A 26,464-nucleotide genomic window follows, 5' to 3' on the forward strand; every position below is an offset into this window, starting at 1 on the left:
GATGCCGCCGGTCCGTGGCCGGCTGACCCCGAACGCCCCGCTCGCCCCGCTCGTCTGGTTCAAGGCGGGCGGTAACGCCGAATGGCTGTTCGAACCGGCCGATGCCGACGACCTCTCCGACTTCCTGCGCGCGCTCGACGGGAACGCGCCGGTGATGGGGCTGGGGCTGGGCTCGAACCTGATCGTCCGCGACGGCGGCGTGCCGGGCGTGGTCGTCCGCCTCGGCAAGCCCTTCGCGAAGGTATCCGCCGACGGCCTGACCCTGACCTGTGGCGGCGGGGCGAGCGGTATCCTCGTATCGTCGAGCGCGCGCGATGCGGGGATTGCCGGCGTCGAGTTCCTGCGCTCGATCCCCGGCACGGTCGGCGGCTTCGTGCGGATGAACGGCGGCGCCTATGGCCGCGAGGTGGCGGACATACTGGTCGCGGCGGAAGTCCTGCTGCGCGACGGGACGCCGGTGACGCTGTCGTGCGCCGAGCTGAACTATCGCTACCGCCACAGCGACCTGCCCGACGGCGCGATCGTCGTCTCCGCCACGTTTCGCGGCGAGCAGGGCGAACCGTCGGTCATCCAGGCCGAAATGGACCGCATCGCGTCGGCACGCGAAGCTTCGCAGCCGTTGCGCTCGAAGACCGGCGGATCGACCTTCAAGAATCCCGACGGCCACAAGGCATGGGCACTGGTCGACGCCGCCGGTTGCCGCGGGCTGCGCCGGGGCGACGCGCAGGTGTCGGAGAAACACTGCAATTTCCTGCTGAACACCGGCGACGCCACCAGCGCCGATATCGAGGCGCTGGGGGAAGAGGTGCGCGCGAAGGTTTTGGCGGCATCGGGCGTAACGCTCGAATGGGAAGTTCAGCGCGTGGGGGTGCCGTGACCAACCTGTCCCCAACCTCCCCGTTCGGTTCGAGCAGCTTCGAGCGTAGTCGAGAAGCGCCCGTCGAGAACGCGCGTGCAATAACCGCCGCCTTCTCGACTTCGGGTCTCGACAGGCTCGACCCTGCGCTCGAAGCAAACGGGTATAGTGTAACAACGAAGGAACCGACCGCGTGACCGACCTCCTCCACATCGTCGTCCTGATGGGCGGCTGGTCGTCGGAACGCGAAGTCTCGCTCATGTCGGGCGCCGGCGTCGCGACCGCGCTGGAATCGCTCGGCCACCGCGTCACCCGCATCGACATGGACCGCAACATCGCCGCGCGGCTGACCGAGGCGAAGCCCGACCTCGTCTTCAACGCGCTGCATGGCTCGCCCGGCGAGGATGGCACGGTGCAGGGCATGATGGACCTGATGGGGCTGCGCTACACCCATAGCGGCCTCGCCACCTCGGTCATCGCGATCGACAAGGTGCTGACCAAGCACGCGCTCGTCCCCGCCGGTGTGCCGATGCCCGGCGGTCGCATCGTGAAGACGCAGGAACTGTTCGAACGCGATCCCTTGCCGCGCCCCTATGTCCTGAAACCGGTGAGCGAAGGCTCTTCGGTCGGCGTCGCGATCGTCACCGACGACAGCAACTACGGCAACCCGATCGCGCAGGGCTCGAAAGGCCCGTGGCAGGAATTCGACGAACTCCTCGCCGAACCGTTCATCCGCGGGCGCGAACTGACCACCGCGGTCCTTGGCGATCGCGCGCTGGGCGTCACCGAACTCAAGCCCAAGAGCGGCTTCTACGATTACGACAGCAAATATACCGACGGCCTGACCGAACATGTCTGCCCCGCCGACATTCCCGACGACATCGCGCAGGCATGCATGGCTTATGCCGTCACCGCCCACCGCGTGCTGGGGTGCAAGGGCGCGTCGCGCACCGATTTCCGCTGGGATGACGAGCGTGGCATCGACGGGCTGTTCGTCCTCGAAACCAATACCCAGCCGGGCATGACTCCGCTAAGCCTCGTCCCCGAACAGGCGCGGCATGTCGGCATGCGCTACGAACAGCTCGTCGGCTGGATCGTGGAAGAGGCGATGCGATGACCCAGACCGGCAAGCGCGTCGTCCAGACCCGCACCGTGAAACCCAAGCGCCGCGTCCAGGCCAAGCGCCCGGTCCGCGTCTCGGTCCTCGATCAGGCGGTGGCCGCGCTCCCCGGCGGTGCCGCGACCGCGCGGCGCATCGTCGGCTGGAGCCTGACCGCCGGTGCCGGCGCGATCGTCATCGCGCTCGCCAACTGGTTCGGGCTGTTCGGCATGGTCGGCGTGGCGGCGGCCGAGGCGGTCGGCGCGGCGGGCTTCCGCGTCGAACAGATCGAGGTGACCGGGCTCAAGCGGATGGACGCCACCTCGGTCTATGCCGTCGCGCTCGACCAGCGCTCGCGCGCGATGCCGCTGGTCGATCTCGACGCCACGCGGCAGAAGCTGCTCGACTATGGCTGGATCGCCGACGCCCGCGTCTCGCGCCGGCTGCCCGACACGCTGGTCGTCGACGTGGTCGAACGCGATCCCGCCGCCGTGTGGCAGAACAAGGGTCAGCTGATGCTGATCGACGAGGGCGGCGTGCTCCTCGACGGCGTACAGCCCAACCGGATGCCGCGCCTGCCGCTGGTGATCGGCGACGGCGCCAATGCGAAGGAACCGGCCTATCGCAGGCTGATGGCTGCCGCGCCGGCGCTCAAGCCGGTGGTGAAGGCCGCGATCTGGGTCGGCAATCGCCGCTGGGACATCCTGTTCCAGACCGGCGAGCGGCTGGTCCTGCCCGAAGGCGACCGGGAATCGGCGCGCGCACTGGTCAAGTTCGCGCAGCTCGACGGGACGCTCGGCCTGCTGGGCAAGGGCTATGACCGGTTCGACCTGCGCGATCCGACCAAGCTGGTCGTGCGGATGAAGCATGCGACGCCGGACAACGGGGACGACGGCAGCGAACAGGGTAACGGCACCGCGACCGCGCAACCGGTCGACGGCGACTGAACAGGGGGCAGGGACCATGGCGAAGACGGCACCGGAAGGGATCATCACCGCACTCGACATCGGCACGTCGAAGGTGTCGGCAATGATCGCGCAGGCGGGCGAGGGCGGCGAACTGACCGTGCTCGGCACCGGCCAGCGCGAGAGCCGCGGCGTCAAGCGCGGCTATATCGCCGACATGAAGGCGACCGAGACGGCGGTGCGCGAAGCGGTGGAACAGGCCGAACGCATCGCCGGCTTCAATATCGAGGATGTGTGGGTCAGCTTCTCGGCCGGGGGCCTCGTGTCCGACATCGTCAAGCTGGAGGTCGATCTGGGCGGCCACCGCGTCGAACAGTCGGACATCGATGCGCTGCTGAAGGCCGGTCGCAACGCGATCGATCCGGGCCAGCGCATGGTGCTGCACGCGCAGCCGATGCGCTACACGCTCGACGGGCTCGGCGGGGTGAAGGAGCCCAAGGGCCTGCACGCCGACCGCCTCGGCGTCGAGATCCACGTCGTCGCGACCGAAGGCTCGCCGGTCCGCAACCTCGACCTGTGCGTCCGCTCGGCGCATCTGGAGACGAAGTCGATCGTCGCCGCCCCGGTCGCCACCGGTCTCGCCTGCCTGTCGGAGGAGGAGCGCGAACTCGGCGTCGCGCTGGTCGAGATCGGCGCGGGGATCACCAACGTCTCGGTCTTCGCCAACGGCGTGCTGACCGGCCTCGCCTCGATCGCCATGGGGGCCAGCGACATCACCGACGACGTCGCCTCCGCCTTCGGCACCAACCGTGCGCAGGCCGAGCGGCTGAAATGCTTCTATGGCTCCGCCAACATGTCCCCGCGCGACAATCACGACATGATCGATGTCGCGCCGGTCCGCGTCGACGAGGATGCGGAGGGGACCCGCATCACCCGTGCGCAGCTGATCGCGGTGATCCGCCAGCGGCTCGACCGTCTGGTGGCGGAGATCAACAAGGAACTGCGCCGGTTGAACTTCGAGGACCCGGTCGGGCGGCAGGTGGTGCTGACCGGCGGCGGCGCGGAGCTGAAGGGGATCGCCGACTATGCGCAGCAGGCGCTGGGTCGTCCGGTCCGCGTCGGCCGCGCCCGCGGGCTGGTCGCGCTGCCCGACGCGCATTCCGGCCCGGGATTCGCGACGCTCGCCGGCCTCGCCATGTTCGCCGCGTCGAACCCGGTCGACCTGCGCGCGTTGCAGCCGACGCAACAGATGGTATCGCGCCCCAGCACCGGTGCGCTGTTCCAGCGTCTGATGACCGCATTCCGCACGAACTATTGACTTTTTATTACCATCGGGCCGGGTGGGGGGCTAGGATCGTCCCCCGGCTTGATGCACAACCGCCTTTCGAAATTTGTGCCCGGTGCCGGCCGGGACAGGGAGACCGAGTATGAGCATCGAATTTCTGGCACCCGACGTGGATGAGCTGACCCCGCGTATCACCGTCATCGGGGTCGGCGGTGCCGGCGGCAACGCGATCGCCAACATGATCCGTGCCGAGGTGCAGGGGGTCGAGTTCCTCGTCGCCAACACCGATGCGCAGGCGTTGAAGCAGTCGTCCGCGCCGCAGCGTATCCAGCTGGGTGCCAAGATCACGCAGGGGCTCGGTGCCGGCAGCCGTCCCGAAATCGGTCGCGCCGCGGCCGAGGAAACCATCGAGCAGGTGCAGAAGAGCCTCGAGGGCGCGCACATGTGCTTCATCGCCGCCGGCATGGGCGGCGGCACCGGCACCGGCGCCGCCCCGGTGATCGCGAAAGCGGCGCGCGAGATGGGCATCCTGACCGTCGGCGTCGTGACCCGTCCGTTCGCGTTCGAGGGCAAGCGCCGCGCGAAGTCGGCCGATGCCGGGATCGAGGAACTGCAGAAATATGTCGATACGCTGATCGTCATCCCGAACCAGAACCTGTTCCTGATCGCCAACGCCAACACGACCTTCAAGCAGGCCTTCGAAATGGCCGACGAAGTGTTGCAGCAGGGCGTGCGCGGCATCACCGACCTGATGGTCATGCCCGGCCTCATCAACCTCGACTTCGCCGACGTCCGTTCGGTGATGCAGGAAATGGGCAAGGCGATGATGGGCACCGGCGAGGCCGAGGGCGACAACCGCGCGATCGAGGCCGCGCAGCAGGCGATCGCCAACCCGCTGCTCGACGGCGTGTCGCTGAACGGCGCCAAGGGCGTGATCGTGTCGATCACCGGCGGCGACGACATGCGCCTGCTGGAGGTCGACGAGGCCGCGAACCACATCCGCGAGCTGGTCGACGACGACGCCAACATCATCTGGGGTTCGGCGTTCAACAGCGAGCTGGAAGGCAAGATCCGCGTCTCGGTCGTCGCTACGGGCATCGAGGACGAGGCCCCGTCGCAGGCTGCGCCGCAGCCGGCACAGGCTGAACCGACCCGCGCCTTCTCGTTCAACGCGCCGCGCCGCCCCGCCGCCCCGACGGCACCTGCCGCCGCGCCGGTCGCGCCCAGCGGTGCCGCTGCCGAGCATCTCGACGAGGCACCGGCGCCCGCGCCGATGGACCGTTTCCCGCAAGGAACGAGCCAGCCTTCGGCGTCGGAGCGCGTCGTGCCGCATTCGACCTACGACACGCCGGCCACCGCGGCGCATGACGAGGACGAACTGGTCCTTGGCGCCGAACAGGCCGCCGCCCCGATGCCCGCCCCGATGCCCGCGCCGACCCCGGCGAGCGACTTCGGTGCGTCGTCCAGCGACGGCCGTCGCCGCTGGCTGACCCCCGACGCCCCGGCCGAGGCTCCGCGCAACGAGGCCCCGCCGGCACGCAAGCCCGGCGGCACGCTGTTCGAACGCATGGCCAATGCCGGCCGCGCCCCCGCGCGCGGCACCGACGATGCGAAGGAACCGCTGGACATCCCCCGCTTCCTGCATCGCCAGAACAATCAGTAGGCGACCGTTGCTATGCCGCCCCGTGACTCGTTTCGCGGGGCGGCGCGTATTGCGATCTTCCTTCAGGCGGCCTGCTTCTCGATCGGCGCGTTGAACCATGCGCGCGATTTCGTGATCGGGGGGTGGCGGCCTTATCGCTGGGCGCCGTTGCCCGCGTTCGAGCTATATTGGTCGGCGCTTATCCTGCTCGATCTGTCGGTAGTGGTGCTGTTGACGATCGGGCGAATACGGGCAGGACTGCTTGTCGGCCTTGCGATCATGGTCAGCGACGTGGCTATCAACGTCGTTGCGACCCGGATGATGGGCTTTGCCGATTTCGGATGGCCGCTGCTGTTTCAGGTGGCACTGCTCGGTTCCATTCTCGGGTCGATCGGGTTCCTGTGGACTGCGGGGAAACGGCCGGCCGGTTTCGGTTGATAGCGGCGTAGGCGAGGCAAACGGTTGGACGCGTGCGCTCGACCTTGCCCAAACCCCTTTCCTACAACAACACATCCTGCCAGCCTGTCGCTTCCCGTTTCGCAACCGACCCGTTTCCCGACCCGCAATCCGCACGCCGCACCAAATGCGCACGAGTGTGACTTTCGTGACCTTTGGACCGCATGGCTCGCTTCATCGTCACCACCACTCGTTTCGTCGCCGGACCGCCGCCCGAACATTCCCCGTTCAGCCGCCGCATGGTTAAGCGGTCGCGCCCATGACCCGACTCTCACCGCTTCATCTGACCGCGCTGCTGCTCGCCACCGCGTTGCCCCTGCCCGCCGCGGCGCAGACCGGGGCGATCGTCCAGCCGCCGACGCCCAACGCCGACCGCCTGTCGGAACAGATGCGCGTCCTCGGCCGCAGCCCGAACGACGTGTCGGCGCTGGTGGAGGCGGGGCGGCTGTCGGGCAAGCTCGGCGATACCGATGCGGCGATGCAGTTCCTCGCGCGTGCCGAGAAGGTCGCGCCGAACGACCCGCGCATCCGTGCCGCCCGCGGCGTCGCGCTGGTCGGGATGGAGCGGCCGGGCGAGGCGCTGGCGCTGTTCGCCTCGGCCGAGCGTGCCGGCGTGAACATGACTCCCTATCTCGCCGAGCGGGGCCTTGCCTACGACCTGCTCGGCCGCGGATCGCTGGCCCAGGCTGATTACCGGCAGGCGCTGCGTGCGGGCGACGATGACGAGGTGACCCGCCGTCTCGCGCTGTCGCTCGGCATCGATGGCGACATGGCCGGCTCGACCGCCATACTGAACCCGCTGCTCCAGCGCGGCGACCGTGCCGCATGGCGGGTGCGCGCCTTCGTCCTCGCCATGTCGGGCGACGCCGCCGGTGCGGACAAGATCACCGCCAGCGTGCTGCCCGGCTTCTCCGCCAGCCTCTCGCCCTTCTTCCGCCGCCTGCCCCAGCTGGCCGGGGCCGATCGCGCCTTCGCCGTCCATTATGGCCGACTGGTGCCGAGTCCCGAGCGGCTGGCCGATGCCCGGCTCGCCCCGCCGCTGCCCGCGCCGGTCCGCACCGCGCCGCCGGTCGCGCTGGCCTCCGCCACGCCTGTCGCCGCCGCGGCCCCGGCCCGCACCGCCGCGCGCCGCCCGACCTATGCCGAGCGCCGCGCCGAACGCCAGCGCGAGGCGCAAGCCATACAGGTCGCGCAGACCGAAGCGACCCGCCGCGCCGCCGAAGCCCGTGCGCAGCAACTGGCACAGGCGCAGGCCGCGCAGGCCGAGGCGACCCGTCGCGCCGCCGACGCCCGCGCGCAGCAACTCGCGCAGGCGCAGGCCGACGAGGCCGCCCGCCGCGCCGCGCTGGCCCAGCGTCAGCTTGCCGCGCAGCAGGCCGAACAGGCGCGTATCGCCGAAGCGACCCGTGTCGAGGCGGAGCGCGTCGCCGCCGCCCGCGCCGACGAACGCCGGGTCGCCGCCGAGGCGCTGGCCGTGCGCGACCGCGCCGAACAGGCCGCCCGCCCGCCGGTTCAGGTCGCCGCCGCGCCGGTGCCCGTGACCGTGGTCGACCGCCCGCCGGACGCTGCGCCCGCGCCGCCCGCCGCTCCGGTCGCCGTCGCCGGCAACCCCGCACCGGCCACGGCGCCCGCCGCCTCCAGCGCAGCCGCGACCGTCGCCGCGCGCAGAGGTTCGAACGACGATGTCCTCGCCCGGATCATCCGCAACCTCGACATCCCGGCCTCCGAACTGGGCGTCGGTCCGCCGCTCGCCCCGGTCGCCGCCCCCTCGACCCTCGCTGCCGAGGCCGAAGCCGCCCGCCGCGCCGCGATCGCCCGCGAAGCGACGGCTCGCGCCGCCGAGGCCGCCGAAGCGAAGAAGGAAGCCGCCGCCCGCGCCGCCACCGCCAAAAAGGCCGCCGAAGCCAAACGCCTCGCCGACGAGAAGAAGGCCGAGGCTGCCGAGGCCGCCCGCCTCGCACAGGTCAAGCGCGCCGATCCCGAACGCCACTGGGTCCAGATCGCGGGCGGCGCCAACGTCGCCGGCCTTCCCGCCGCATGGGGCATCATGGCGGGCAAGGCACCCGCGCTGAAGGGGCGGCAGGCCTGGACCACGCCGCTGCGCGCGACCAACCGCCTGCTCACCGGCCCGTTCAAGAGCGATGCCGAGGCACAGGACTTCGTCAACACGCTGCGCAAATCGGGGGTGCAGGCGTTCGCCTTCACCAGCGAGGCGGGGCAGAAGGTCGTGCGGGTCCCGGTCAAGTGAGGGCGAACTGGGCCGCCGATCCGCAGGCGCATGGCGGGCGGCTCCACCCCGAACCGGGCGACGCCACGCGCGGTCCCCGCGACGCGTTCCAGCGCGACCGTGACCGCATCATCCATTCGATCAGCTTCCGTCGCCTGCGCCACAAGACGCAGGTGTTCATGGCGCCCGATGGCGACCATTTCCGCGTCCGGCTGACCCACAGCCTCGAGGTCGCGCAAATCGGCCGCGCCGTCGCCCGGACGCTGGGCCTGAACGAGGACCTGACCGAGGCGCTGTGCCTCGCCCACGATATCGGCCACCCGCCCTTCGGCCATGCGGGGGAGGATGCGCTGCGCAAGGCGATGGCGGCGCATGGCGGCTTCGACCATAATGGGCAGACGCTGCGCACGCTGACCTGGCTCGACAGCCCGTACCCCCGCTGGCGTGGCCTGAACCTCACCTGGGATACGCTGGAGGGGCTGGCGAAGCACAACGGGCCGATCCCGACGCCCGGCTGGGCGCTGGCGCAGGCCGATGCCGCGCACGCCCTGCGGCTGGACGAATGGCCGTCGCTGGAGGCGCAGGTCGCGGCGATCGCCGACGACATCGCCTATGACAATCACGACATCGACGACGGCCTGCGTGCGGGGCTGCTGACGCTCGACCAGTTGCTCGCCGTGCCGTTCGTCGCCGCCGGCTGGGACGTGGTTCGCGCGCGCTTTCCCGATGTGCCGGCCGACCGGCTGGTCGGCGAACTCACCCGGTCGCAGATCGGATCGATGGTCAACGACCTGATCGCCGAGACCCGCCGTCGCACCGCAGCCGCCGGTGTCGAAACCGTCGCCGACGTCCGCGCCGCGGGTCGGTGCCTCGCCCATTTCTCGCCCGAAATGGCGGAGGCGGAGCGGACGCTCAAGCGCTTCATGTATGCCAATCTCTACCACCATCCGCGCCAGCTCGCGGCGGCGCAGATCGCCGAACAGGTCGTCGATGGCCTGTTCGCCGCCTATCACGCTGATCCCGCGGCGATGCACGATGGCTGGCGCGAGAGCCTGCCCGCGGACGAACCCGACCGCAGCCGCCATATCGCCGACTATGTCGCGGGCATGACCGATCGCTTCGCGGTGCGCTGCTACGGGCAGGTCGTCGGGCCGATCGACCTGCCCGACGGGTTCTGACGCCGCTGGCATAACTCTGCGACAATCAGGGCGTTCGATCGCCTGACAGATTGGCAGTGGAGTCGCGGGCGATGCCCCAGAGCGAGATCGCATGGAACCGGTTCGGGCTGGGCGCGCACGGCGACGCGGTGCCGCCCGCCGATCCGAAGCGCTGGCTGACCGATCAGTTCGCCCGCTGGAACCCGCGCCCGCCCGCGCTGGCCGGCGTGGCGACGACCGCGGTGGCGGGGCAGGCGGCGGCACAGGCGCAGGCCGACCTGCGCACGGTACGGCAGGAACGCCGCGCGACGCAGGCGGAGGGCAAGGCGGAGGCGATGCCGATGGCCGCCGACCCGCCCGACAACCGCGCCGCGCAGATCCGCCGTGGCATCCGGCAATTCTATCTCGACGGCGTCGCGGCGCGCACCGCGGCGGCGGTGACCAGCGACACGCCGTTCGTCGAGCGCCTGATCCATTTCTGGTCGAACCATTTCGCGGTGTCGGCCGACAAGCTGCCCGTCACCGGCCTTGCCGCCGCGTTCGAATTCGACGCGATCCGCCCGCACGTCCTCGGCCGCTTCCACGACCTGCTGCTGGCGGTCGAGCGCCACCCGGCGATGCTGATCTATCTCGATCAGGCGCAGTCGGTCGGCCCTGACAGCCCCTTCGGCCAGCGCCGCGTCGACGGTCGTGCCGGCCTCAACGAAAATCTCGCGCGCGAGATACTGGAGCTGCATACGCTGGGCGTCCGCACCGGCTATGCGCAGTCGGACGTCACCGAACTCGCCCGCGCGCTGACCGGCTGGACCGTTGCCGGTCTCGGTCGCGGCGGCCCGCGCATCGTGCCCGGTGCGAACGGCAGCGCGGCGTTCGCCCCCGCGCTGCATCAGCCGGGCAAGCGCCGTATCCTCGGCCGCGACTATGCCGAAGGGGGCGTGGAACAGTCGGCGGCGGTGCTCGGCGATCTCGCGGTCCATCCCGCGACCGCGCGCCACGTCGCCACCAAGCTGGTCCGCCACTTCGTCGCCGACGATCCGCCGCCCGCCGCCGTCGCCCGCGTCGAGCGTGCCTTCCTGTCCTCGCGCGGCGACCTGCCGACCGTGTACCGCGCGCTGATCGACGCGCCGGAGGCATGGGCGCCCGGCACGGCCAAGTTCCGCACCCCATGGGAATGGACCGTCGCCGCGTTGCGCGCGATCGATGCGCCGGTGACGGAGGGGCGGGGGATGTTCAACCTGTTCGGACAGCTGGGCCAGCCGATCTGGCGTCCGGGTCAGCCAAGCGGGTTCGACGACATCGCGGCCAGCTGGGCCGGGCCGGACGCTCTGATGCGCCGGGTCGAGGCCGCCGAGCGGCTGGCCGGCCGGCTGCGCGAGCCGCCCGATCCGCGTGCGCTGGCGACCCGGCTGTTTCCCGACGGCCTTGCGCCTGCGACGCGGGCGGCGATCGATCGCGCCGAAAGCACGGCACAGGCGCTCGCCCTGCTGTTCGTCGCCCCCCAGTTCCTGCGGAGATAGGCCATGACCGACCGGCGACATTTCCTGATCGGGGGCGCAGCGGCACTGTCCGCCGCCTTCGCTCCGCGCCTCGCCTATGCCCGCGCGGCGACCGAGCTGCGCTTCGTGTTCGTCATCCAGCGCGGGGCGGCCGACGGGCTCGCCACGGTGATGCCGACCGGCGACCCCGGCTATGCGGCGCTGCGGGGCGCATGGGGCGAGGATGCGGCGGCGGCGCGCAAGCTCGACGCCATGTTCGCGCTGCACCCCGCGCTGTCCGGCATGGCCGGGCTGTACGATAGCGGGCAGGCGCTGTTCGCCCACGCCATCGCCTCGCCCTATCGCGACCGGTCGCATTTCGACGGACAGAACGTGCTGGAGACGGGCGGGGCGGCGGCCTATGCGGTCAGGGACGGCTGGCTCAACCGCCTGCTGACGCTGCTCCCGCGCGAGGACGCTCGCGCCATCGCCGTCGCCGCTACGGTGCCGCTGGCGCTACGTGGCACGCGCGAGGTCGCCTCCTACGCCCCCTCCGCATTGCCCGACGCCTCGGGCGACCTGATGGCGCGCGTGACCCAGCTCTATGCCGGGGATGCGCAGCTCCATGCGCTCTGGGCGCAGGCGGTGCAGACCCGACAGCTGGCGCAGGAGGCGGGCGGCGATGCCGGCCGCAACGCCGCGGCGACCGGTACGCTGGCCGCCCGACTGCTCGCGCCGGCCGACGGCGCGCGGATCGCGATGATCGAGACCGGCGGCTGGGACACCCACGCCGGACAGCGCGGGCGGCTGAACACCCAGCTCAAGGCGCTCGACGCGATGGTCGCGGCACTCAGGACCGGGCTGGGCACGGCATGGAGCCAGACGCTGGTGCTGGTCGCGACCGAGTTCGGCCGGACGGCGCGGATCAACGGCACCGGCGGCACCGATCACGGCACCGCGACCGCGACGATGATGCTGGGCGGTACGGTGCTGGGCAAGCGCGTGGTGGCCGACTGGCCGGGGCTGTCGAAGCTGTACGAGGACCGCGACCTGACCCCGACGACCGATCTCGACGCACTGATCGCCGGCGCGGTCGCCGGACATTTCGGCATCGATCCGGCGCGGACGATGGCGACGCTGTTCCCCGGCAACGGCGGGCGGCGTCCGGTGGCGGGACTGATCCGGGCGTGATCCTTTGCAGGGCGGGCGCTATCGGCTAAGCGGCGCGTTTGGATCAACCGACCGGAACCGCCATGACGCTGTACCCCCGTTTCTTCGCCCATCTCGACCGCGCGCTCGACACGCTCGTCGCCCGCGGCGACCTGCCGGCGGGGCTGGAGCGACGCGCGATCACGGTCGAGCCGCCGCGCGACACGACGCATGGCGACCTGTCGACCAACGCCGCGATGGTGCTGGCCAAGCCGGCGAAGACCAATCCGCGCGCACTCGCCGAACTGCTGGTCGCCGAACTGGGTGGCCTTGCCGAAGTGGCGAGCGTGTCGGTCGCCGGGCCCGGCTTCATCAACCTGACGCTGACCGACGACACGTGGCGCGGCGAGCTGGGCGCCATTGCGGAGGCGGGTGACGATTACGGTCGTTCGACCGTCGGCGCGGGGCAGGTGGTGAACATCGAATATGTCTCGGCCAACCCGACCGGGCCGATGCACATGGGTCATTGCCGCGGCGCGGTGGTCGGCGATGCGCTGGCCAGCCTGCTCGAATGGAACGGCGCGCGCGTCATCCGCGAATATTATGTCAACGACGCCGGCGGACAGGTCGCCGTCCTCGCCCGCTCGGCCCATTTGCGTTATCGCGAGGCGTTGGGCGAGAGCGTCACGATCCCGGAAGGGCTGTATCCCGGCGACTATCTGGTCCCGGTGGGGAAGGCGCTCGCGGCCGAGTTCGGCGACCGCTACGTGGACGCACCGGAGAGCGAATGGCTGGTGCTGTTCCGCACCAGGACCGTGGCGGCCATGCTCGACATGATCCGCGCCGACCTAAAACTGCTCGGCATCCATCATGACGTCTTCTCGTCCGAAGCCGAATTGCAGGCGGCGAGGAAGCCCGAAGCGGCCGAGGCATGGCTGCGCGCGCGCGACCTCGTCTATGACGGCGTGCTCGAAGCGCCGAAGGGCGAGACGCCCGAGGATTGGGAACCGGTCGAGCTGCCGCTGTTCCGCTCGACCCGGTTCGGCGACGATCAGGATCGACCGATCCGCAAGTCGGACGGGACGTGGACCTATTTCGGCGCGGACCTTGCCTATCATTTCCAGAAGGCCGAGGGCGTCGACCAGCTGATCGACATCTGGGGCGCCGACCATGCCGGCACCGTCAAGCGGATCGTCGCGGCGGTGCAGGCGCTGACCGAGGGCAAGACCCGCTTCGACGTCAAGCTGGTGCAGATGGTGCGCCTGCTGCGCGGCGGCGAGCCGGTGAAGATGTCGAAACGCGCCGGGAATTTCGTGACGCTGGCCGATGTCGTGAACGAGGTCGGCAAGGACGTCGTCCGCTTCACCATGCTGACGCGCAAGGCCGATGCGCAGATGGACTTCGACTTCGCGAAGGTGGTGGAGGCGTCGAAGGACAATCCGGTCTTCTATGTCCAGTACGCCCATGCCCGCGTCCATTCGCTGGTCCGCCGTGCCGCAGAGGCCGGCATTGCCGAGGACGCGAACGCCGACCTGTCCCGTCTCGATACGGTCGAGCTGGCACTGGTGAAGCGTGCGGCGCAGTTTCCGCGCGTCGTCGAAAGCGCCGCAGCAGCGCGCGAGCCGCACCGGATCGCCTTCTACCTCTATGACCTGGCGGCGGAGTTCCACGCCGCGTGGAACCTCGGCAACGACGATCCGTCGCGCCGCTATCTGCAAGCGGACGATGCCGTACTGACGCAGGCACGGCTTTTCCTCGCGCGCGCGATCGGGCAGATTATCCGCAACGGCCTCGCCATCATGGGCGTAGAGGCGGTCGAGGAGATGAAGTGATGGCGGACATGATCGCATCCGGCGATCCCGACCACGAACGCCTGCCGTGGCTGGAAAGCGCGGAGCCGGAGGAGGCGCCCGCGCGTCCGGTCTGGCGCACGGTGCTGGTCGTGCTGATCGGGTTGTTGATGGTCGGGGCGATCGCGTTCGCGCTGCTGCGCAACCGCGCCGCGCCGACCGCCAGCGGCAACGGCGACCTGATCGCCGCGCCGGAGGGGCCGTACAAGACGCGGCCGCAGGAGGCCGACGGCATGCGCGTGACCGGCGACAGCGACACCGCGATCGCCACCAGCGAGGGTGCGACCGGCGGCAATGCCGCGGTCAACCTGAACGCCGTGCCCGAGGCGCCGGTACAGGGGCGCGCCGCTGCACCGGCGGCGGCACCGACCCGCAGCGGTACCGGCCGGGTCGCGACTGCGGTCCCGACCACCACCTCGCGGCTCGAAGCGCGCGCGCCGGCGGCCGCCGCGCCGGTCGAGACGGCGGCGGGGGCGGGCGGATCGGTCGTACAGCTCGGCTCCTTCCCCAGCGAAGGGGTGGCGAACACCGCGTGGAACCAGCTGTCGCGCCGCTTCGCCTATCTCGCCCCGCTCGGCAAATCGGTGCAGGCGGCGGAGGTGAAGGGCAAGACGGTCTACCGCCTGCGCGTCAATGCCGGCAGCGCGAACCAGGCGTCGGACCTGTGCGGCAAGCTGAAACTCGCCGGAGAGAATTGCTTCATAGCCCGGTGACATACCCCGGTTGTCGCACCCGGGCGGCTGGGGTAGCGCTGACCCCATGAAGCCCGTGATCTTCGGCCTGTCCGGCCCGACCCTGACCGCCGACGAGGCCGCGCTGTTCCGTACGGCCGATCCGCTCGGTTACATCCTGTTCGGGCGCAACTGCGTCGATCGCGAACAGATGCGCGCGCTGACCGATACCTTGCGCGACCTGTCGGGTCGGGCCGACCTGCCGATCCTGATCGATCAGGAGGGTGGCCGGGTGTCGCGGATGAAGCCGCCGGTGTGGCCGGACTTTCCCGCGCCCGCCGCCTTCGCCAGGCTCTACGATCGCGCGCCGTCGTCGGCGATCGCCGCCGCGAAGGCCAATGCGCAGGCGCTGGGCATGATGCTGGCGGAGGTCGGCGTGAGCGTCGACGCGCTGCCGCTGCTCGACGTCGCGCAACCCGATACGACCGGCGCGATCGGCGACCGCAGCTTCGGCGCCGATCCGATGCAGGTCGCCGCCCTCGGTCGCGCGACGCTCGACGGGCTGGCGGCGGCGGGCGTGGTCGGCATCGTCAAGCACATGCCGGGCCATGGCCGCGCGACGGTCGACAGCCATCTCGAACTGCCCCGCGTCACGGCATCGGCCGATGCGCTGGAACAGGACATCGCCCCCTTCGCCACGCTGTCGGCCGCGCCGATGGGCATGACCGCGCATCTGGTGTTCGACGCATGGGATGCCGAGCGTCCGGCCACCCTGTCACCCACCGTCATCCGCGAGATCATCCGTGGGCGGATCGGTTTCAACGGGCTGCTGATGACCGACGATATCGACATGAAGGCGTTGAGCGGCACCCCGGCGGACAAGGCATCGGCGGCGATCGCCGCCGGGTGCGACGTGGTGCTCGACTGCTGGGCACGGCTGGACGAGATGCACGCGATCGCCGGGCGGCTGGACGAGATCGCGCCGGCATCGCGCGCGCGGCTCGACCGGGCGATGGCGGCGGTCGGGACGGTCAGCGCGGTGCCGATGGCGGAACTGGTCGACACCCGCGACCGGCTGCTCGCGCTGGCATGAGCCTGCGCTAACCCCGCCTTAACGGCTGCACGCTACCCCGGTGCCGCTTGGTGCTGGGGGATGCACGATGCTGCCGACGGAACCGCTGCAACTATATCATAGCTGGCCATTGTTCGAACGCGGCGTTCGCCTGCCGCAGGGCGTCTTGCGCAACGGCTATACCCCCGACCTGCCCGATGACGGACAGTTCAGCTGCGACCTGCGCTCCAACACACTGACATGGCATGATTCGACCTTTGCCCTGTTCGGCCTGCCGATCGGGAGCACGCCGCGCCGCGACGTGACGCTGCCGATGTATGCGCCGGAATCGCGATCGGCGCTGCAACGGTTGCGTGCCCATGCCATCCGCCACTGCCGCGGCTTCACCATCGATACCGAGATCGACGCGCCGGGTCAGCCGAAGCGCTGGCTGCGCGTCACTGCCATGGCCGAAGTGCAGGACGGGCGTTCGGTCAGGCTGCACGGGCTGCATCAGGACGTGACGCACGAATATCGGTGACGGCGTACCGCCCGCGCGGATAGGATCGGTGGCATGGACGCCGAACCGCCGGTACTGACGATCGAACTGGACGGGTGGGAAGGGCCGCTCGACCTGCTGCTGGCATTGGCGCGGACGCAGAAAGTCGATCTGCGCCGCATTTCGATTCTCGCGCTGGTCGAACAGTATCTGCGCTGGATCGATCGTGCTGCGGCGCTGCGGCTCGAACTCGCCGCCGACTGGCTGGTGATGGCCGCGTGGCTCGCCTATCTCAAATCGGCGCTGCTGCTGCCGCGCGAACCGGAAATGGACCCCGATCCGGAGGAGATGGCGCTGCGCCTGCAACTCCGGCTCGAACGGCTGGATGCCATGCGCGAGGCCGGGGCGCGGTTGATGGCGCGCGACCGGATCGGCCGCGACGTATTCCTGCGTGGCGATCCGGAGGGGCTGAACGTCGTGCGCAAGGCGCGCTGGGATGCCGGCCTGTTCGACCTGATCGGCGCCTATGGCCGGATCAGCGCGCGCACCCGCCCGGTCCTCCACGTCGTCGCGACGCGCCCGGTCATGACGCTGGAGGTCGCGATCGAACGGGTCGGAACGATGCTGGGCATGTCGCTCGACTGGACCGCGATCGTCGACTTCCTGCCGGCCCATGCCGACGAACGCTATCGCCGCTCCGCGCTTGCCTCCACCTTTCTCGCCACGCTCGAACTGGCGCGGCAGGGGCGGGTGGAGGTGCGGCAGGATGCGCCGTTCGGCCCGATCGCGGTGCGGCGGATCGTATGACCGATCCGTTCGTCCGTGCGGTGGAGGCGGTGCTGTTCGCCAGCGAGACGCCGCTGACCGTGCCGATGATCGCCGCCTATGTCGGGGAGGGCGACGTCCGCGCCGCGCTCGCCACGATCGAGGCGGACCATGTCGGGCGCGGCTTCGGCCTCGTGCGGCGCGGCGAGCATTGGCATTTCGAGACCGCGCCCGACCTCGCCCATTTCCTGCGCCGCGACCGCGACGAATCGCGTCGCCTGTCGCGTGCGGCGATCGAGACGCTGGCGATCATCGCCTATCACGAGCCCGCGACCCGTGCGGACATCGAATCGATCCGTGGCGTGCAGATATCGAAGGGCACGATCGACGTGCTGCTGGCCGCCGGCTGGATCCGGCCGGCGGGGCGACGCGAAGTGCCGGGCCGTCCGCTGACCTACGCTACGACGCAGGCGTTTCTCGACCATTTCGGGCTGGCAAGTCGCCGCGACCTGCCGGGAATCGACGATCTGCGCGCGGCGGGGTTGCTGGACCCAATCGACGATGCGTTCGCAAGCGTGCTGGAAAGCGGCGGCGATAGCGACTAAGTGGACCCCAACGACTTGTTTCGCTTGGAGTGTGGACGATGGGTGGTCTTAGCATTTGGCACTGGCTTATCGTCGGCGTCGCCGTTCTGTTGCTGTTCGGCAAGGGCCGGTTTTCCGACATGATGGGCGACGTGGCCAAGGGGCTGAAGAGCTTCAAGAAGGGCATGGCGGAAGATGACGACGTGCCGCCGCCCGCCCGCCCGCGCGAACGGCTGGAACAGCGTCCGCTCGATACCGGTTATGACCGCGATCCTGCGCCGCGCGACCCGCTGCACACCGATCCGGTGCGCGATGCCGACCGTCCGCACGGCGACCGCTGATCCTTCCCCGGCGGGCATCGCGCCCGCCTGAGCTTGAGCGCCGATGTTCGATATCGCTCCCACCGAATTGATGGTCGTCGCGCTGGTCGCGCTGGTCGTCATCGGCCCCAAGGACCTTCCCAAGGCGATGCGCCTCGTCGGCCACTGGGTCGGCAAGGCGCGCGGCGTCGCCCGCCAGTTCCGTTCCGGTTTCGACACCATGGTCCGTGAGGCGGAACTGGCCGAAATGGAAAAGAAATGGGCCGAGGAGAACGCGCGGATCATGCGCGAGCATCCGACCGATCCGGCGGCCGCCACGGTGCATCCGGTCGATGCGCCGTCGCCGCCGCCGCCCGTGCACGACCCCGAACCCGTGCCGCACGACGACATGCCGGCCCCGGTGATGGTCGAGCGCCCCGAACTGCGTGAGGCGCCCGGCGACCATCCGCCCGCCGCCGACGGCAAGGCCGCGTCATGAACGACATCGACGAAAGCCAGGCCCCGTTGCTCGACCACCTCATCGAGCTGCGCCGTCGCCTGCTCTTTTCGGCGGTCGCGGTCGCGGCGTGCTTTGCGGTATGCTTCTATTTTTCGGAACAGATCCTGACGTTCCTGGTGAAGCCCCTGCTGGCCGCAGGCCAGAAACGGGTGATCTTCACCCAGATTTTCGAGGCGTTCTTCGTCCAGATCAAGGTCGCGTTCTTCGCGGCGATGATGCTGGCGTTCCCGGTGATCGCGAACCAGCTGTGGCAGTTCGTGGCGCCCGGGCTGTACCGCAACGAAAAGCGCGCGCTGTTCCCGTTCCTGCTGGCGACGCCGGTCCTGTTCATCGCCGGCGCGGCACTGGCATATTACGTGACCATTCCGGTCGCGCTGCACTTCCTGCTTGGTTACCAGGGCAATCTGGGCGGGGTGCAGCAGGAGGCATTGCCTTCGGTCGAGAATTACCTGTCGTTCGTGATGCAGTTCCTGTTCGCGTTCGGACTGGCGTTCCTGCTGCCGGTGCTGCTGATGCTGCTGGAGCTGGCCGGGATCGTCACCCGCAAGCAGCTGGTAGGTGCGCGGCGTTACGCGATCGTCGCCGCGTTCGCGATCGCGGCGGTCGCAACGCCGCCCGATATCGGGTCGCAGTTCCTGCTCGCGGTGCCGCTGATCCTGCTTTACGAGCTCGCGCTGATCGCGATCTGGTTCACGGAGAAGCGGCGGGCGAAGCGCGATCCGGGTGAGGCGACAGCGACGGATGGCGAGATCGTCGAGCGCAGGTAAGGCGTTCCGGTTCGTTCGGCAGAAAAAAGGGCGGCTCGGACCTGGTCCGAACCGCCCTTTTCCTGTTCCGTAAGCGGTGGCTTACTTGGTGTCGTTCGCGGCACCCGCAACGGCGTTGCCGGCCGACGATACATCCTTGCCGACGCCTTCGACGGTGTTGCAGGCGCTGACGGCGAGGGCGCCGGCGATCACGGCCAGGCTCAGGATCTTACGCATAAATTTCTCCATCTGACACGGGGCGCACCCGCTCTGCGCAACAAATGTCTGGCGAAACCATTCGTTCCGGCTGGACAACGGAGCGGGATGCAAAAAAGCGACCCGCCGATCTGCATCGACGGGTCGCTTAGTTTGAAACCATTTTTGGGTCCGGCGGACACTACCGGGGGGGGAGGGTGTGCATCCGACCGGACCCTTGTGTGGATAGCGAGAGCGGGGGGGCATAAGATCGCTATCCGAAGGGCATAACGGGACGCGTGATCCTTGGTTCCGGCAAGATGCGTTTTTTTTGAAAATCCGTTTCAGACCGGATAGGCACCGCAGCGCTTCACCTGCCACAGGCCCTTGCGCCAGCATTTCGGGTTTTCGAACTGGTACAGCCGGACCGGGCGCATGTAGGGAATCTGGCGCGTGAACTGCTGTTCGCCATAGGCGACCAGCGAGTTGCGCAGCTTGCGCATCCGCAGCTCGGCGAACTCGCCCAGATAACCGCGCGGGACGAACAGCGCCTCCGCGCCGATCTCGTTCGCGGCCTGGCAGAAACCGAGTTGCGCCGACACGGTCGAGAAGCCCGAATAGACGCGGGTGCCGAACTGGTCGAGCGCGGTCTGGCCGGCCTTCAGCGAGCCCGTGGTGCGGTCGAAATATTTGTCGAGCGCGGCATAGCTCTGCTTCAGCTCTTCGGCATGGTCGAACAGCATCGCGTTGTAGTTGTTCAACGTCTGCATCGTCGGTTCGAACTGACATTGCAGCGCGGCGACGTTCAGCGCCGACCGCATGTTCCACAACACCGCGGCACGCAGTTCGGCCGGCGTGGCGCCGGGCAGCGGCTGGGTGATGACGCCCGGTTCCTCACCGGTCACCCGAGGACCGTCGAGATTGTACGGCTTGAAGAAAAATTGGGCCGACGCGGGGGTGGCCGCGACGGTCAGGGCGGCGGCAGCGGCCAGGACCAGGGTACGCACTACGCTCATCTCTTCCTTTCACGGCGCGGAAAGAGCGCCTTGGCAGGCGGCGATGGTTAAGGCGTTTTTCGCAGCGACCCAAGCCCCAACTTGCGTGGCGGCCACACGATTCGCCGCATGGGGCCGTAACGACCGGACAAAGCCGCGGCGGACAAGGAAAAGGGGCCGCCCGGTCACCCGGACGGCCCCTTCGCCAGATCAACCGGAACCGGTTGATTACATGGCGTTGGTCATGCCGGCTTCGTTCGACATCATCATGCTGTCGTTCGACATCATCATGCTGTCGTTCGACATCATCATCGTGTCGTTGCCCATGGCGCCGTCGACGGCGGTCATGTTGTCCGACATCGTGCCGTCCATCATGTCGGTCGAGTTCAGGTCGGTGATGGTCGCATCGTTGGCAGCGGTGGTTTCGGTGTTGCCGCCGCAAGCCGACAGCGCCAGCGCCGCGCCGGCGACGATCGAACCGGTCAGGATCTTCGAGAATGCACGCATGGTAAGCTCCCTAAGCTATGGATAGGCGGCTTTCTTTTTGCCGTTAATACCCAATCCGTGCCGGACATTAGTCGAAGGGGGAGCCGCCCTCAAGCCTCTTTCGCGCAAGGGTACAGCGCGTCCAGAAACGCCGGAAGACCGGCGGCGAGCGCGACATCGAACATCGTCGGGTCGACCGTTTTCCCGAGCGCCCTGGCGCTGGTCACGGGATATTCGGCGATCCCACACGGAACAATGCCCCCGAAATGTGACAAATCTGGGGCCAGATTGACCGAAAAACCGTGCAGCGTCGCCCAGCGGCGCACGCGGACGCCGATCGCGCCGATCTTCGCTTCCGCGCCGCCGTCGGCGGTCCAGATGCCGATCCGGTCGGGCACGGCATAGGCGTGGATGTCGAAGGTCGCCAGCGCACCGATCACCCATGATTCGACGGCATGGACGAACCGGCGCACGTCGCGCCCGCGCTGCGTCAGGTCGAGCATGAGATAGCCGATCCGCTGCCCCGGCCCGTGATAGGTATAGCGCCCGCCACGCCCGGCGGCATGTACCGGGAAACGCGGATCGAGCAGTTCGGCGGGATCGGCGCTGGTGCCCGCGGTGTAGAGCGGGGGGTGTTCGAGCAGCCACACCATCTCGCCCGCGCGGCCATCGGCGATGGCCGTGGCGCGTGCCTCCATCGCGGCGAGCGCATGGGGATAGTCGACCGGCGCGGTTTCGGCGCGCCATTCGATCTGCTGGGCGACGGCGATCGGCGGGACGATGGGATCAGGAGGCATTTTCATTCGGGATCAGGATGGGTAGAGCATCCATCGGATAAAAGGGGAGCGCGTGCAACAATGGTCAAGATCGGAACGGTGTGGGATCGGGCGGTGGATTTCGTCCGCGATCATCTGGGCGAGGTGATGCCCGTCCTGCTCATCACGCAGTTCGCCGCACCCGCGCTGTCGGGCAGCCTCGCCGGGGTGCGCGCGACGTCGAGCGGCGGCATGGCGGCGGTGTTCGGGCTGGTGTCGCTGGTCACGACCCTGGTGTCGCTATGGGGTGCGCTTTACCTGATCGCCTTTGCCGCGCAGCCCAACGGGCGCGAGCAGCGTGCCGTCGCGATGGGCCTCGCCAAGTCGCGGTTCCTGCCGCTGATCGGCGTCAGCATCGTGCTGGTCGCGATCCTCGCGGTGCTGGCGCTCCCCGGCGTGATCCTCGCGGTCGCCAGCGGGTTCGATTTCCAAAGCGTGATGGCGGGCCTGCCGCCGCAGCCCGAAGAGTTCGCGAAGCTGGGCGTGTCGGTGCTCTATTTCTTCGTGCTGGCGCTGTTCGTGCTGTGGGCCTCGGCCCGGCTGCTGCTGATCAACGCGGTGGTGGCGATGGAACGGCGCGGCGTCGGTTCGATCGCGCAGGCGTTCCGCCTGACGCGGGGACTGACGTGGAAGCTGATCGGGCTGCTGCTGCTCTACGCCATCGTCGCGGGGGTCGCGGTGTCGGCGGCGCAGTTCGTCGTCGGTGGCGTCCTTGGCCTGCTGTCCGACCCGAACAGCAGCTTCTCGCTCGCCATCATCGGCGGGGCGATCGCCGTCGCGGCGGTCAGCGCCGCGCTGGCGCTGTACCAGTCGGCGGTCGTCGGCAAGCTGTATCGCGAGATCGTCGGGCAACAGGACGACGCGGCCGTCTTCGCATGAAGCTGAATGTCGGTGCCGCAGTACAGGAAGCGTTGGCGATCTGGCGCCGCGACCGGGACGTGATCGTCGCGGTCGCCGGCGTCTTCTTCTTCCTGCCCAATCTGGCGATGGCGCTGTTCATGCGCACCGACCGTATCGCGGCGCGCGCCGCCGCCCAGGACGATCAGGCGCTGCTGGCGTCGATGCAGGCCTATCTGGTCGACAACGTCCACTGGCTGGCGTTGCAGGCGGTGGCGGAGTTGGTCGGCATCGCCGTGCTGCTGGCGTTGATCCTCGATCCGGCACGGCCGACGGTGGGCGAGGCGCTGCGCACGGCGTTCCGGCGGCTGCCGGTGCTGGTCGGCGCGACATTGCTGGTCAATGCCGCGAAGCTCGGCGGGCTGCTGCTGTTCATCCTGCCGATGCTGTATGTGATCGGCCGGGTGTTCGTCGTGCTGCCGGTGCTGATGGTGGAACCCGAGCGGCGCTTCGGCGATGCGATGAGCCGGGCGATCGGACTGACCAAGGGGCATGCTCTGCAACTGCTGTCGCTGTCCGCGCTGATCTATTTCGGGGCGCAGATGGTCGTGCTGCTGCTCAGCGCCACGGCGGGCGCGGTGTCGGCGGGCGGGACCAATCCGGTGACGATGGCGATCCTCGCCACCGCGGCGTCGGTGGTGGCGGCGGCGATGTCGATCGCCTTCACCCTGACCCGCGCGACGATCTATCGCCGGCTGGGCAACAGGGGATAATGGCCGCCGCAGTCGTCGGGCAGCACCCCGGCGACGCGCGGATCGGCGAAGGTCTCGATCGTCCGCTGGAAGGGCACGAAGCCCGAGCGGCGATAGAAGGCGAGCGCGCCGGGATGGTCGAGCGTGCAGGTATGCACCCACACCCGCCGCACGTCCTTGCCCCATGCCAGCGCTAGCGCGTGCGCCATCAGCCAGCGGCCATGCCCCTGTCCGGCCAGTTCGGGGATCAGCCCGACATAGGACAGTTCGCATTCGCCGGCGGTGCGATCGTCGAGTTCGAGCATCCCGACCTCGATCCCCGCCCGGTCGACCACCGCCCAGATGCGCACGGTATCGGCATGGACGATCGCGGCGAGGGCGTCGTCGGGCATCACCAGTCGCGAGAACCAGAGCCACGGGCCACCGACACGGCGGAACAGCGCGCGATAGCGATCGGGCGTCGGCCGTTCCCAGCGAACCAGCCGCAGCGGCGAGGCCGGCAGCGGCGCCGGGCGCGGCCGATCGAGCATTTCGAGCGAGGTGACGATCGTCGCCACCTCACCCGGGCGGACCGGGATCAGCCCCACCGCGTCAGCTCCACGTCGCCAGCGGCGGCAGGCTCATCAGGATCGCGTCGATATTGCCGCCGGTCTTTAGCCCGAACAGCGTGCCGCGATCGTAGACGAGGTTGAATTCGGCATAGCGCCCGCGCCATTCGAGCTGGCGGGCGCGGTCGGCATCGTCGAACGGCATCGCCATGCGCCGCCGTACTAGGGCGGGATAGATCGACAGGAACGCATCGCCCACGTCGCGGGTGAAGGCGAAGTCGCGGTCGAAGTCGTCGCCGAGATGGTCGTAGAAGATGCCGCCGACGCCGCGATGGACGCCGCGGTGGGGAATGTAGAAATAGTCGTCGGCCCATTGTTTGAACCGCGGATAGTGCGCCGGGTCGTGCGCGTCGCAGGCCGCCTGCATCGCGGCGTGGAAGTCGGCGGTGTCGACGTCGTAGGGGATCGGCGGGTTCAGGTCGGCGCCGCCGCCGAACCAGCGCTTCGTCGTCACGAGGAAGCGGGTGTTCATGTGGACGGCGGGGACATGCGGGTTGGCCATGTGCGCGACGAGGCTGATGCCGGTGGCGAAGAAGCGGGGATCGTCCGCCGCGCCGTGGATCGACTTGGCGAACTCGCCCTCGAACGTGCCGCCGACGGTCGAGACGTTGACGCCGACCTTTTCGAACACGCGGCCCTTCATGACCCCGCGCACCCCGCCGCCGCCGGGCGCGCCCGACGGATCGGTCCGGTCCCAAGGGGTGTAGGCGAAGGCGGCATCGGAACCGGCCTCGCGCTCCAGCCCCTCGAACGCGGCGCAGATGCGGTCGCGCAGCGATTCGAACCAGGTACGGGCGGCGAGCTGCTGGGGGTCGAGCGGTTGCATCGGTCGGCTTTGGCGGGTGCGGCGGGGCGGGGCAAGAGGGCGGAATGTCCCATGCCTTCGAAGCGGTCGCCGGACTTCGCAACGACGCAAATCCGCCAAAGGTCACAAAAGTCACACTCGCCACGGTTTGCGCGCAGACCATTTGCCGGAGCGGGACGCGGTGCGGTTGTCAAAGAGCGTCGGGGAGTGTGGCAGGGCGTGGGCGTGTAGGACAGGGGTTTATGGCGGGTGCCGATGAAGGCGTGGTGGAGGGTGGGTTCGACAACGCCTTCGGATGATTCAGGGTCGATCGACATTCGGCCGTTTGGGGTGAGCGATGGACGCTTCCGCTCGAACGATCCGGCCCCTCCCGTCACCCCGGGGTCAAGCCGGGACCGCTGCGAAAGTCCTGAAACCGTACCCCGGCGAAGGCCGGGGTCCAGTTGGAATGGCTTTTCCGTATCTTACCAACGTTCCCCAACTGGGCCCCGGCCTTCGCCGGGGTACGGATTGAGGGCGTTCGGAAAAGTCTTGGTCAAGCGCGGGGTGACGATGTGCGCAAAATATCAATCAGTTCAGCGAGAAACCGGTGTCAACGATAGCCGTTCTCCTGCGGCATCGTGCGTGAGCAACGGCATTTGTTCCGTATGTAAGGAGCAAGGTCCATATGTCGGAATTGCCGACAGGTGAATCGTACGGCCTGTTGCCGAACCGGAACGCTGGAAAAACCGCCACCTGACCATCGCAAAAACCGGTCGACGCATCCGGTGGAGGACGGTAGGACGGTGGCAGACCCAAAGACGTGCCGGTACGCCGACAGCCCCGATGCTGCTGATACCGGTTACCATCAGGAGAGAACGATGTTCGACCGGACCTATTACGCGACGCACCCCGACATGATGGAATGCGTGTCGAACGAGGAACTGCGCGACCGCTACCTGATCGACGGGCTGTTCCGGACCGGCGAATGCGTGCTGAACTACACCCATGCCGAACGCTTCGTGATCGGCGGCGTCGCGGTGGGCGATGCGCCGGTGAAGCTGCCCGCGCAGACCGAGCCGAAGTCGGCCGAGGGGCATCCGTTCCTTGAACGGCGCGAGATGGCGGTGGTCAATGTCGGTGCGGTCGACGGCACCGTGACGGTCGACGGCGAGACGTTCACGCTCGGCAACAAGGACTGCGTCTATGTCACGATGGGTGCCAGGGACGTCGAGTTCGGCGGTAACGGCGCGCGCTTCTACATCGCGTCGTGCCCGGCGCATCAGGGCTTCGCGACCCGCAAGCTGGGCATCGCCGACGCCAACGCGCTGGAGCGCGGCAGCCTGGAAGAATCGAACGAGCGGACGATCTATCAGCTGGTGATCCCCGGCGTGTGCGATTCGGCGCAGCTGGTGATGGGGCTGACCGTGCTGAAGCCCGGCAGCGTGTGGAACACCATGCCGCCGCACATCCACGAGCGTCGCAGCGAGATCTATTTCTACTTCGAACTGCCGACCGACAACGACAAGGTGTTCCATTACATGGGCGAGGGCGAAGCGATGCGCCACATCGTCATGAGCAACGAGGAAGCGGTCATCAGCCCGCCATGGTCGGTGCACATGGGATCGGGCACGCGCGCCTATGCCTTCATCTGGGCGATGGCGGGCGAGAATCAGGACTATACCGACATGAACGTGCTGGACATCTGCCAGCTGGCGTAAGGGGCATGGGAGCGGTCCTATGGCTGCGCCATGCC

At 68.9% G+C, this 26,464-nt stretch carries 28 protein-coding genes; 22 read left to right on the plus strand and 6 right to left on the minus strand.

The annotated features are described in order from the left end of the window. Position 1: 1 nt before the first annotated feature. The 19 genes from murB to tatC all read left to right on the plus strand — a co-directional run bounded on the left by murB (position 2) and on the right by tatC (position 19,257). Positions 2–877 carry a UDP-N-acetylmuramate dehydrogenase gene (gene murB, locus QLH51_RS07785; RefSeq protein ID WP_125657438.1) on the plus strand — a complete coding sequence of 292 codons (876 nt, stop codon included), beginning with the start codon at positions 2–4 and terminating at the stop codon, positions 875–877. Positions 878–1,049: 172 nt separating this feature from the next. Further along, positions 1,050–1,973 (plus strand): D-alanine--D-alanine ligase, encoded by a 924-nt coding sequence (locus QLH51_RS07790; RefSeq protein WP_125657441.1) that lies wholly within the window; start codon positions 1,050–1,052, stop codon positions 1,971–1,973. Beyond that, positions 1,970–2,902, plus strand: coding sequence for a cell division protein FtsQ/DivIB (locus tag QLH51_RS07795; protein WP_125657444.1), 933 nt, complete (start codon positions 1,970–1,972; stop codon positions 2,900–2,902). The genes QLH51_RS07790 and QLH51_RS07795 overlap by 4 nt, the downstream gene beginning before the upstream one ends. Positions 2,903–2,918: 16 nt before the next feature. After that, a complete protein-coding gene (ftsA, locus tag QLH51_RS07800) occupies positions 2,919–4,178 on the plus strand; it encodes a cell division protein FtsA (RefSeq protein WP_125657447.1) in 1,260 nt (419 codons plus the stop codon). A gap of 109 nt (positions 4,179–4,287) precedes the next feature. After that, positions 4,288–5,808, plus strand: a complete 1,521-nt coding sequence (gene ftsZ, locus QLH51_RS07805; protein ID WP_125657450.1) for a cell division protein FtsZ — start codon at positions 4,288–4,290, stop codon at positions 5,806–5,808. A 90-nt stretch (positions 5,809–5,898) separates the two neighbouring features. Beyond that, the gene (locus tag QLH51_RS07810; protein WP_125657452.1) at positions 5,899–6,225 is read left to right on the plus strand and encodes a hypothetical protein; all 327 of its coding nucleotides are present in this window, start codon (positions 5,899–5,901) and stop codon (positions 6,223–6,225) included. Positions 6,226–6,502: 277 nt separating this feature from the next. Continuing rightward, positions 6,503–8,491 (plus strand): SPOR domain-containing protein, encoded by a 1,989-nt coding sequence (locus QLH51_RS07815; RefSeq protein ID WP_206429001.1) that lies wholly within the window; start codon positions 6,503–6,505, stop codon positions 8,489–8,491. Continuing rightward, positions 8,488–9,648, plus strand: coding sequence for a deoxyguanosinetriphosphate triphosphohydrolase (locus QLH51_RS07820; RefSeq protein ID WP_206429002.1), 1,161 nt, complete (start codon positions 8,488–8,490; stop codon positions 9,646–9,648). Before QLH51_RS07815 ends, QLH51_RS07820 begins: the two co-directional genes overlap by 4 nt. Before the next feature lie 71 nt (positions 9,649–9,719). After that, a complete protein-coding gene (locus QLH51_RS07825) occupies positions 9,720–11,144 on the plus strand; it encodes a DUF1800 domain-containing protein (protein ID WP_125657458.1) in 1,425 nt (474 codons plus the stop codon). Between the two features lie 3 nt (positions 11,145–11,147). After that, positions 11,148–12,293 (plus strand): DUF1501 domain-containing protein, encoded by a 1,146-nt coding sequence (locus QLH51_RS07830; RefSeq protein ID WP_125657461.1) that lies wholly within the window; start codon positions 11,148–11,150, stop codon positions 12,291–12,293. A gap of 62 nt (positions 12,294–12,355) precedes the next feature. Continuing rightward, positions 12,356–14,083 carry an arginine--tRNA ligase gene (gene argS / locus QLH51_RS07835; protein WP_125657465.1) on the plus strand — a complete coding sequence of 576 codons (1,728 nt, stop codon included), beginning with the start codon at positions 12,356–12,358 and terminating at the stop codon, positions 14,081–14,083. Continuing rightward, positions 14,083–14,814, plus strand: a complete 732-nt coding sequence (locus tag QLH51_RS07840) for an SPOR domain-containing protein (protein WP_206429003.1) — start codon at positions 14,083–14,085, stop codon at positions 14,812–14,814. Before argS ends, QLH51_RS07840 begins: the two co-directional genes overlap by 1 nt. Before the next feature lie 46 nt (positions 14,815–14,860). Next, positions 14,861–15,865 (plus strand): beta-N-acetylhexosaminidase, encoded by a 1,005-nt coding sequence (gene nagZ, locus QLH51_RS07845; RefSeq protein WP_125657468.1) that lies wholly within the window; start codon positions 14,861–14,863, stop codon positions 15,863–15,865. A gap of 67 nt (positions 15,866–15,932) precedes the next feature. Beyond that, the gene (locus QLH51_RS07850; RefSeq protein ID WP_206429004.1) at positions 15,933–16,364 is read left to right on the plus strand and encodes a hypothetical protein; all 432 of its coding nucleotides are present in this window, start codon (positions 15,933–15,935) and stop codon (positions 16,362–16,364) included. 33 nt (positions 16,365–16,397) lie between these two features. After that, positions 16,398–17,129 carry a segregation and condensation protein A gene (locus tag QLH51_RS07855; protein WP_125657471.1) on the plus strand — a complete coding sequence of 244 codons (732 nt, stop codon included), beginning with the start codon at positions 16,398–16,400 and terminating at the stop codon, positions 17,127–17,129. Further along, positions 17,126–17,692 (plus strand): SMC-Scp complex subunit ScpB, encoded by a 567-nt coding sequence (gene scpB / locus QLH51_RS07860; RefSeq protein ID WP_125657474.1) that lies wholly within the window; start codon positions 17,126–17,128, stop codon positions 17,690–17,692. Before QLH51_RS07855 ends, scpB begins: the two co-directional genes overlap by 4 nt. A 38-nt stretch (positions 17,693–17,730) precedes the next feature. After that, positions 17,731–18,012: a twin-arginine translocase TatA/TatE family subunit gene (locus QLH51_RS07865; protein ID WP_125657477.1), complete on the plus strand. Its 282-nt coding sequence runs from the start codon at positions 17,731–17,733 to the stop codon at positions 18,010–18,012. A 43-nt stretch (positions 18,013–18,055) separates the two neighbouring features. Beyond that, on the plus strand, positions 18,056–18,469 hold the full coding sequence (tatB, locus tag QLH51_RS07870) for a Sec-independent protein translocase protein TatB (RefSeq protein ID WP_125657480.1): 414 nt from the start codon (positions 18,056–18,058) through the stop codon (positions 18,467–18,469). Then, entirely contained in the window at positions 18,466–19,257 is a 792-nt protein-coding gene (gene tatC / locus QLH51_RS07875; RefSeq protein ID WP_125657481.1) for a twin-arginine translocase subunit TatC, read from the plus strand. Before tatB ends, tatC begins: the two co-directional genes overlap by 4 nt. An 81-nt stretch (positions 19,258–19,338) precedes the next feature. On the opposite strand, the gene QLH51_RS07880 is transcribed toward tatC, so the two are convergent. The 4 genes from QLH51_RS07880 to lipB form a co-directional block, all read right to left on the minus strand. After that, entirely contained in the window at positions 19,339–19,473 is a 135-nt protein-coding gene (locus QLH51_RS07880; RefSeq protein ID WP_125657484.1) for an entericidin A/B family lipoprotein, read from the minus strand. A 302-nt stretch (positions 19,474–19,775) separates the two neighbouring features. After that, on the minus strand, positions 19,776–20,447 hold the full coding sequence (locus tag QLH51_RS07885; RefSeq protein WP_125657487.1) for a hypothetical protein: 672 nt from the start codon (positions 20,445–20,447) through the stop codon (positions 19,776–19,778). A gap of 207 nt (positions 20,448–20,654) precedes the next feature. After that, positions 20,655–20,933 (minus strand): hypothetical protein, encoded by a 279-nt coding sequence (locus QLH51_RS07890; protein ID WP_125657490.1) that lies wholly within the window; start codon positions 20,931–20,933, stop codon positions 20,655–20,657. Positions 20,934–21,022: 89 nt separating this feature from the next. After that, positions 21,023–21,709, minus strand: coding sequence for a lipoyl(octanoyl) transferase LipB (lipB, locus tag QLH51_RS07895; RefSeq protein ID WP_125657493.1), 687 nt, complete (start codon positions 21,707–21,709; stop codon positions 21,023–21,025). 60 nt (positions 21,710–21,769) lie between these two features. Between lipB and QLH51_RS07900 the strand changes: the two genes are divergently transcribed. Then, a complete protein-coding gene (locus QLH51_RS07900) occupies positions 21,770–22,606 on the plus strand; it encodes a hypothetical protein (protein ID WP_125657496.1) in 837 nt (278 codons plus the stop codon). Then, positions 22,603–23,337, plus strand: coding sequence for a hypothetical protein (locus QLH51_RS07905; RefSeq protein ID WP_125657499.1), 735 nt, complete (start codon positions 22,603–22,605; stop codon positions 23,335–23,337). The genes QLH51_RS07900 and QLH51_RS07905 overlap by 4 nt, the downstream gene beginning before the upstream one ends. Here QLH51_RS07905 and QLH51_RS07910 read toward each other — a convergent pair. Continuing rightward, a complete protein-coding gene (locus QLH51_RS07910; RefSeq protein WP_125657502.1) occupies positions 23,310–23,903 on the minus strand; it encodes a GNAT family N-acetyltransferase in 594 nt (197 codons plus the stop codon). The two genes, QLH51_RS07905 and QLH51_RS07910, sit on opposite strands and share 28 nt — an antisense overlap. Before the next feature lie 4 nt (positions 23,904–23,907). Then, positions 23,908–24,750 carry an oxygen-dependent coproporphyrinogen oxidase gene (gene hemF / locus QLH51_RS07915; RefSeq protein ID WP_125657505.1) on the minus strand — a complete coding sequence of 281 codons (843 nt, stop codon included), beginning with the start codon at positions 24,748–24,750 and terminating at the stop codon, positions 23,908–23,910. Positions 24,751–25,589: 839 nt separating this feature from the next. Here hemF and kduI point away from each other — a divergent pair. Then, positions 25,590–26,429, plus strand: a complete 840-nt coding sequence (gene kduI, locus QLH51_RS07920; protein WP_125657508.1) for a 5-dehydro-4-deoxy-D-glucuronate isomerase — start codon at positions 25,590–25,592, stop codon at positions 26,427–26,429. Positions 26,430–26,464: the final 35 nt, after the last annotated feature.

This window comes from Sphingomonas sp. 2R-10, assembly GCF_030062225.1.
In the GTDB taxonomy this organism is placed as follows: domain Bacteria; phylum Pseudomonadota; class Alphaproteobacteria; order Sphingomonadales; family Sphingomonadaceae; genus Sphingomonas.

What these genes read in the sequence shown, in the direction of transcription:
- ftsZ (WP_125657450.1), top strand. Translation starts at nt 4,288, where the DNA reads ATGAGCATCGAATTTCTGGCACCCGACGTGGATGAGCTGACCCCGCGT.
- murB (WP_125657438.1), top strand. Translation starts at nt 2, where the DNA reads ATGCCGCCGGTCCGTGGCCGGCTGACCCCGAACGCCCCGCTCGCCCCG.
- QLH51_RS07850 (WP_206429004.1), top strand. Translation starts at nt 15,933, where the DNA reads ATGCTGCCGACGGAACCGCTGCAACTATATCATAGCTGGCCATTGTTC.
- QLH51_RS07825 (WP_125657458.1), top strand. Translation starts at nt 9,720, where the DNA reads ATGCCCCAGAGCGAGATCGCATGGAACCGGTTCGGGCTGGGCGCGCAC.
- lipB (WP_125657493.1), bottom strand. Translation starts at nt 21,709, where the DNA reads ATGCCTCCTGATCCCATCGTCCCGCCGATCGCCGTCGCCCAGCAGATC.
- QLH51_RS07880 (WP_125657484.1), bottom strand. Translation starts at nt 19,473, where the DNA reads ATGCGTAAGATCCTGAGCCTGGCCGTGATCGCCGGCGCCCTCGCCGTC.
- nagZ (WP_125657468.1), top strand. Translation starts at nt 14,861, where the DNA reads ATGAAGCCCGTGATCTTCGGCCTGTCCGGCCCGACCCTGACCGCCGAC.
- argS (WP_125657465.1), top strand. Translation starts at nt 12,356, where the DNA reads ATGACGCTGTACCCCCGTTTCTTCGCCCATCTCGACCGCGCGCTCGAC.
- QLH51_RS07840 (WP_206429003.1), top strand. Translation starts at nt 14,083, where the DNA reads ATGGCGGACATGATCGCATCCGGCGATCCCGACCACGAACGCCTGCCG.
- hemF (WP_125657505.1), bottom strand. Translation starts at nt 24,750, where the DNA reads ATGCAACCGCTCGACCCCCAGCAGCTCGCCGCCCGTACCTGGTTCGAA.
- QLH51_RS07885 (WP_125657487.1), bottom strand. Translation starts at nt 20,447, where the DNA reads ATGAGCGTAGTGCGTACCCTGGTCCTGGCCGCTGCCGCCGCCCTGACC.
- scpB (WP_125657474.1), top strand. Translation starts at nt 17,126, where the DNA reads ATGACCGATCCGTTCGTCCGTGCGGTGGAGGCGGTGCTGTTCGCCAGC.
- QLH51_RS07890 (WP_125657490.1), bottom strand. Translation starts at nt 20,933, where the DNA reads ATGCGTGCATTCTCGAAGATCCTGACCGGTTCGATCGTCGCCGGCGCG.
- QLH51_RS07900 (WP_125657496.1), top strand. Translation starts at nt 21,770, where the DNA reads ATGGTCAAGATCGGAACGGTGTGGGATCGGGCGGTGGATTTCGTCCGC.
- kduI (WP_125657508.1), top strand. Translation starts at nt 25,590, where the DNA reads ATGTTCGACCGGACCTATTACGCGACGCACCCCGACATGATGGAATGC.
- tatB (WP_125657480.1), top strand. Translation starts at nt 18,056, where the DNA reads ATGTTCGATATCGCTCCCACCGAATTGATGGTCGTCGCGCTGGTCGCG.
- QLH51_RS07865 (WP_125657477.1), top strand. Translation starts at nt 17,731, where the DNA reads ATGGGTGGTCTTAGCATTTGGCACTGGCTTATCGTCGGCGTCGCCGTT.
- QLH51_RS07815 (WP_206429001.1), top strand. Translation starts at nt 6,503, where the DNA reads ATGACCCGACTCTCACCGCTTCATCTGACCGCGCTGCTGCTCGCCACC.
- QLH51_RS07905 (WP_125657499.1), top strand. Translation starts at nt 22,603, where the DNA reads ATGAAGCTGAATGTCGGTGCCGCAGTACAGGAAGCGTTGGCGATCTGG.
- QLH51_RS07795 (WP_125657444.1), top strand. Translation starts at nt 1,970, where the DNA reads ATGACCCAGACCGGCAAGCGCGTCGTCCAGACCCGCACCGTGAAACCC.
- ftsA (WP_125657447.1), top strand. Translation starts at nt 2,919, where the DNA reads ATGGCGAAGACGGCACCGGAAGGGATCATCACCGCACTCGACATCGGC.
- QLH51_RS07855 (WP_125657471.1), top strand. Translation starts at nt 16,398, where the DNA reads ATGGACGCCGAACCGCCGGTACTGACGATCGAACTGGACGGGTGGGAA.
- tatC (WP_125657481.1), top strand. Translation starts at nt 18,466, where the DNA reads ATGAACGACATCGACGAAAGCCAGGCCCCGTTGCTCGACCACCTCATC.
- QLH51_RS07830 (WP_125657461.1), top strand. Translation starts at nt 11,148, where the DNA reads ATGACCGACCGGCGACATTTCCTGATCGGGGGCGCAGCGGCACTGTCC.